Below are 250 nucleotides of genomic sequence, written 5' to 3'. Positions count from 1 at the left end.
CCAGGAATCCCGCAAGCGTGACAAGCTGCGGCCACGTGCCGCGCACCAATGCCAGGCAGACTGCTCCTAACCCGTTCACAATTTCTCTCCCGCAATGCCTACGGCACGAATGCGTCCGGCCTCGAGCGCAGTGCCGTGAGAATGCCTCTTAACAGATCGATCGGTGGTCGCGGACAGCCTGGAATGGCGACATCCACCGGAAGGAGGTCAGACAGCGGCCCACACACGGCATAGCTGTCCCTGAAGATCC

At 61.6% G+C, this 250-nt stretch carries 1 pseudogene; it reads right to left on the bottom strand.

Annotated features, from left to right (window positions below):
- Positions 1 to 98 precede the first annotated feature (98 nt).
- A pseudogene (locus tag SB771_RS36015) lies at positions 99 to 250 on the bottom strand (formate hydrogenlyase); the annotation flags it as partial.

Origin of the sequence: Burkholderia sp. SIMBA_051 (genome assembly GCF_046534915.1) — a bacterium.
Classification (GTDB): domain Bacteria; phylum Pseudomonadota; class Gammaproteobacteria; order Burkholderiales; family Burkholderiaceae; genus Burkholderia; species Burkholderia ambifaria.
The sequence above is the reverse complement of the archived record's forward strand: the minus strand, read 5'-3'. Positions and strand labels throughout refer to the sequence as shown.